The 5,368-nt window shown below is 54.7% G+C and carries 6 protein-coding genes; 5 read left to right on the top strand and 1 reads right to left on the bottom strand.

Features of this window, described 5'->3' with window-relative positions:
* Nucleotides 1–698: 698 nt before the first annotated feature.
* Nucleotides 699–1,259 (bottom strand): HMA2 domain-containing protein, encoded by a 561-nt coding sequence (locus HUK38_RS14305; protein ID WP_182585004.1) that lies wholly within the window; start codon nt 1,257–1,259, stop codon nt 699–701.
* Nucleotides 1,260–1,461: 202 nt separating this feature from the next.
* On the opposite strand from HUK38_RS14305, the gene HUK38_RS14300 reads away from it, so the two are divergent.
* The 5 genes from HUK38_RS14300 to HUK38_RS14280 all read left to right on the top strand — a co-directional run bounded on the left by HUK38_RS14300 (nt 1,462) and on the right by HUK38_RS14280 (nt 5,196).
* Nucleotides 1,462–2,010 carry a hypothetical protein gene (locus tag HUK38_RS14300; protein WP_182585003.1) on the top strand — a complete coding sequence of 183 codons (549 nt, stop codon included), beginning with the start codon at nt 1,462–1,464 and terminating at the stop codon, nt 2,008–2,010.
* Complete coding sequence (locus tag HUK38_RS14295) at nt 2,007–2,357, top strand: magnetosome protein MamC family protein (RefSeq protein WP_182585002.1); 351 nt, start codon at nt 2,007–2,009, stop codon at nt 2,355–2,357. The genes HUK38_RS14300 and HUK38_RS14295 overlap by 4 nt, the downstream gene beginning before the upstream one ends.
* Nucleotides 2,350–2,628: a hypothetical protein gene (locus HUK38_RS14290; protein ID WP_182585001.1), complete on the top strand. Its 279-nt coding sequence runs from the start codon at nt 2,350–2,352 to the stop codon at nt 2,626–2,628. The genes HUK38_RS14295 and HUK38_RS14290 overlap by 8 nt, the downstream gene beginning before the upstream one ends.
* A complete protein-coding gene (locus HUK38_RS14285) occupies nt 2,625–2,963 on the top strand; it encodes a hypothetical protein (RefSeq protein WP_182585000.1) in 339 nt (112 codons plus the stop codon). The genes HUK38_RS14290 and HUK38_RS14285 overlap by 4 nt, the downstream gene beginning before the upstream one ends.
* Before the next feature lie 151 nt (nt 2,964–3,114).
* On the top strand, nt 3,115–5,196 hold the full coding sequence (locus tag HUK38_RS14280) for a heavy metal translocating P-type ATPase (protein WP_182584999.1): 2,082 nt from the start codon (nt 3,115–3,117) through the stop codon (nt 5,194–5,196).
* The last annotated feature ends 172 nt before the right edge of the window (nt 5,197–5,368 follow it).

Here is a 5,368-nt window from a genome sequence, read left to right as displayed (position 1 = left end):
TTGCTACTAAATAAGTAGCTTGTTTCATTGCGACAGAATTTTAATAATCAATTGCACACAGGTTACGCGGCAATCAATTAATTCCGTCTATGTAACCCTGCACTTTGCAACAGAGCATCCACATAAACTGACTAAACTAAACTGTTAAAGAGCTATATGTTTCGCGGACTTAGACGCTTAAGTTCAAGCAAGCGTTTAATTTGTGTCCCTAACAAGGTTGTGCATCTTAGGTTTTATTTTTTCGGATGTCAACACGCTTGTCATATTTTTTTAAGCATTTGGTTTTGGTTGCTGCCAACCGCTGCCGTGTCGAGCCGACTAATCTATATGTGCAGCACCACTGCTGTCAACGGCTATTTTGGCGGAAGCGGGCGTTTGTAGACCTAAACTACTCAAAACCATCGTTTGCAGGTTTCTTTCGAGTATGTGATCGAGTGGCGTGTGGGTAGCCACTCTTTAAAAACATGTTGGGATAAAAAAAGCAAATCAACTTGTACGCTTTTTTAAGAAACGCATTTTCAATTACATGGAACAACGACAGTTAGCAGATTTTACAAAACGCAACCAATGATAAAACTGACCAAGATTGCTGTTAAAAATTATCTTAAAAAAAAGGTCAGTGTGACATTCAAATGGATCATTTGAATGCCGCACTGCCAAAACACATGCCATTGAAAAACTGAACCGCTGTTTTAATACTAATTTAGTTGTGGTAACTTGGTAAATAACTGTTGAATAGATAATTTTTTAGTAAATAGTTCTTTCATTTTTAAGCGTTGGGTGAACTGTTGCCGCCAACATTGCCACACATCCGCAATTAACCAACGCATCGCTTTTAATTTTAATTGGCACAACATACATCCTGAATGAAGAGGACGCCCCGCTGAATGCGGTGATGTCGGCTGAGTAAAAGGGTTGCGGATTGCGGCCCGCCGGCATGGCAATGAAGATGTCGGAAGACCAATTGCCACACTATTAAATGATTGTTTCATTGGCGATGGACACATGGGTAATAACACCGCCGCTAAATGATCGGCAGTTGGCGTCCATTTAGCGCGGTGAATAATGACCACACTGGCACAAATGCTATTCACGCGCACCGCCTGCACATGTTCCAGGGTGCGCAACGCACCATCCAAACGGGTGGCGAGTGTTACATCCTCCAACAACGCCGGCACCCGCAGGCGTACCCGCCCCGGAATTTGGTGGCAAATTTCAAACACTGTCGGGGTGCGCGGCGGGTGCAAAACGTGTGGCATGGCGACAATTCCTGTTAATTGATAGCGTGATGGCGATGCGACTGGAGCAAGTTTAGAGGACGGCCGCCGCCCTGTAAATAGGAATCTTTGCTATTTACGATTTGATATTTTTACATTAAGCTAACGGCAACGTCGGGTCAGACAGCCGTTCAACGCCGACCCACGTTGTCTCAATTTACCAACAACTGGAGCGCGTTTCGCAATGCAACACTCAGCAGACTCACCCCCCGCCTCGCCACCAGATTTCTCGCAATATCAACAACATCAACAATCCCCCCAGACCCCGCCGCCGTCAGCAGCTGCTGATGTACCATTTCAACCACAGTGGGCAAATAACCAACCGCCGCCGTTTGGCCACGGTTACGGTGCGCCCCACCCCGCCGCCTATCCGCCGCCCTATCCCTACCCGCCCTACGGTTATTACGGCTACGCCGCGCCACCGCCACCAGAATCGGGGCAAGGCGGCGGTAACGGATATGGTTACGGCGGCAGTGGCGGACCCGCAACAGGTCAACATCCGGGCGCCGGCGGTCATATAGGCGCGGTCATGCAGGAAATTGCTAACGGTGGCACGGGTTTAAACAGCCTGTCACGGCTACTCGATTTCAACGATCCCGATTTTTGGAAAGGTGCAGCCGTCGGCGCCGCCGCAGTGTTGCTACTCACCAACAGTTCCGTGCGCGAGACGCTATTTGGGCGTCGCGCCGCCGCGACATCCAGTGGCAGCAAAACAACGGAGGCGGCGACATGAGCCTACCCGTGCCATTCAATTCGGCGTGGACAACGCCCGCCCCGCCGACCGCTGACTGCGGCGAATTGCTGCGATTGGGCAGCTTGGGCGCGCTGATCGGTGGCAGTTTGGCCGCCGCGCAACACTTTCAACAGGTGCAACAGGGGCAGCAATTGCCGCTGCCGGCGCTGGTGGCAACTGGCAAAACGGCCGTGGCGGCGGGGATCGCCACCACCGTCGCGGGCGCAGTCGCTAACACCTTGACGCAACAAGGTTTACCGCGCTTGGGCATCATGTTTATTGCCGGCGCCGCGATGTTTTACGGCTTGCAACGGACGCTGGTGGACGGAGGATTGGGCGATGGCTAATTTTGCGCTGGGTCAAAGTCAAGGTCAGCAACGCCACCAACACGGCGTGAAAAAAAATCTGGTCGAATTCAGCGGTGGATTACTCGCCGGCGCGGCGGGGGTTTTATTACTGCGGCGTTTATTTAATCGCACCAAATCACCAGTGCAATCGAGTTTAACTCATTCGCCTTGCCAACATAATTGTGAATGTTGCCAGCGTCATAATGCAGCGGGCGATCATCATCACCACGCCGAATTAACTATTCAATCAACTGGAGAGGTTTTGCAATGAATCAGCCATTTAATCCGCCGGGGTATTCACAAATCGGCGCCGGCTATCAATCGGGATTTCACCCACAAGCCGGCGGTTATCCTAATCATCCGTCAATGATGAACGGGTCAGCACCGGGCATTGGTCAAACCGCGCCCTGGTCACGTTTTATTAAAGGTGCGTTAATTGGTGCGGCGGCGACTTATTTGCTCACCAATGAACAGGTGCAGCGCACGGCCATTAAAGGTATCGTGCAGGCGTGGTCATTTGTGCAGGGTAGCGTTGAAGAAATGAAAGAACGTTTTGGTGATGCCGAAGCGGAATTGCGTCATACGCAGCAGCAACGCGAACCATAAACCCTTTGCTTTGCAAACCCGTCGTGTCATTCTCCGCGAGCGGCGGGTTTTTTAATTCCTAATCTAAATCATCTCTAAATCATCGCGGCGTACGCCTGCAAGACAGCAACGCCGCTTTCCAGTCAATTCACTATTCGGATTAACCACCGTCGTGACTCACGCTTTATCTCCTCTGCGTTATCGCATTATTCACGAATTACCCGGCCGCCTGCGGGTGCGGATATTAAAATTGAATACGCCCGGTTATTCAGCCGATGCGCTGGCCAATTGGTTAGAACTATTACCCGCCGTGCAGGCGGTCAATACCGCAGCGCACAGTATTTGTATTCAATTCCAATCCAGCCCGGCCGCCCGCGAGCAGATTTTGCAGCGGTTGGCCAATTATCAAGCGGATGCTGATGTGCTGGATTGGTCGGACAGCGCCCCACCGCGCAGCAGTCTCGCGCCACTGGTCAGCGGGCTGGTCACGCTGGCACTGCTACCGCTGCTACCGCCGGCGTGGCGCATTCCGCTCGCCCTCATCAACGCCGCGCCGACGCTGGCACAGGGCGGCATGACGCTGGTGCGCGATGGCGTCAAAGTTGAGGTGCTGGACGCGCTGGCGGTGGGTTTATCAGCCGTGCGCGGTGAGGTGTACGCCGCCACCGTGACCGAATGTCTGTTGGCGCTGGGCAATTATTTGGAACAGCGTACTGCTCGGCAGTCAGATCGCCTGTTGCAACGGCTGCTGCAGCCCGCGCCAGCGCCGATTTGGGTCGAACGTGCTGGCGGATTGGTGCAAATGGCGGACAACGAGGTGGCAATTGGCGACATCGTGCAAGTTGGCCCCGGGGAACGGATTGGCGTGGACGGGCGGGTATTGGACGGCGTCGCGCTGGTAGATCAGTCCGCCGTTACCGGTGAGGCAACGCCGGTGCGCAAGGAAATGCGGCGGCGGGTGATTTGCGGCTCAGTTGTGTTGGAGGGGCGGTTGCGCATCGAGGCGACCCACGTTGGCGTGGATACCACCGCGGCGCGGGTGGCGCATTTTATCCGTGACGCGCTGACCAAACGCTCGACGGTGCAGCGCGAGGCGGAACAACTGGCTGACCAGCGGGTGAATTTGACCCTCGCCACCGGCGCGGCGATTTACGCGCTCACCCGTGATGTGCGGCGGTTGCAAGCGGTGTTTTTGGTGGATTACGCCTGCGCGTTGAAATTAGGGACGCCGATGGCGATTAAGTCCGGCATGGCGCAGGCGGCCGCGCACGGGGTGCTGATGCGCGGGGGCGAGGCGATTGAGCAACTGGCGATGGTTGACACGGTAATTTTTGACAAAACCGGGACGCTGACGCACAGCCAGTTGCTCGTCACCGATATTGAGGTGTTTGACAGCCGCAGTTGCAGCCAGAGCGATTTGCTGGCGCTGGTGGCTTCGATTGAGGAACACAGCGCCCATCCGTTGGCTAATGCTGTGGTGCAGGCGGCGCAGGCGCAGGGGTTGCCGCATGTCGCGCATGGCGAGGTGGATTACGTTATTGCGCACGGGTTATCCACCACGACGCCCAGTGGCGGGCGGGTGATCGTGGGCAGTCGGCATTATTTGGAAGCGCATGAACAGGTTGATTTTTCACGCTACGACACGCGGCTGGCTGAGTTGGAACAGGCGGGGAAACAAGTGTTGTTGGTCGGCAATGCGCACGGCGCGGTCGGGGTTATTGCACTGCGTGACACGGTGCGCGCTGAAACGGCGGCGACCTTGACGCGGTTGCGGGCGTTGGGTGTGCGGCGACTGGTGCTGTTGACGGGTGATCGCTGGCGCGTGGCGCTGGCGCTGGGTGAGCAGTTGGGATTTGATGAGATTCACGCTGAGGTCACGCCGGAGGATAAGGCGGCCGTGATTGCGCAGTTGCAGGCGACTGGGGCGCGGGTGGCGTTTGTCGGTGACGGGGTGAATGATGGGCCGGCGCTGACGGCGGCGACAGTGGGCATTGCGATGCCACGCGGGGCGGAAATTGCGCGGGCGACGGCCGATATTGTTTTATTGGATGATCGGTTAGACGCGATTGCTGATGCGTATGACATCGCTATTAAAACGCAGGCGTTAATTCGTTTTAATTTCCGCGCTGCCGTCGGTGTCAATACTGCGTTATTAGCGGGCGCGGTCAGCGGTCATTTATCACCATTAGCCAGCGCGGTGTTGCATAATGGCACGACGGTGGGTGTGTTATTAAATGCGCTGCGCGGGGTGTGAGTGATTTTAGTTGTATGGATATTGGGTTGCAACCTGTCACATACAAAGCCACGGGCCTGACGGGTTTCAATCCTTGTTGTAATGGATATTGGGTTGCAACACACAAATAACCGCGTAATTCCAATTCCAATCCCAGTTTCAATCCTTGTTGTAATGGATATTGGGTTGCAAC

It is taken from the genome of Thiospirillum jenense (genome assembly GCF_014145225.1).
Taxonomy (GTDB): domain Bacteria; phylum Pseudomonadota; class Gammaproteobacteria; order Chromatiales; family Chromatiaceae; genus Thiospirillum; species Thiospirillum jenense.
This window is presented reverse-complemented; position numbering and strand designations above follow the sequence as displayed.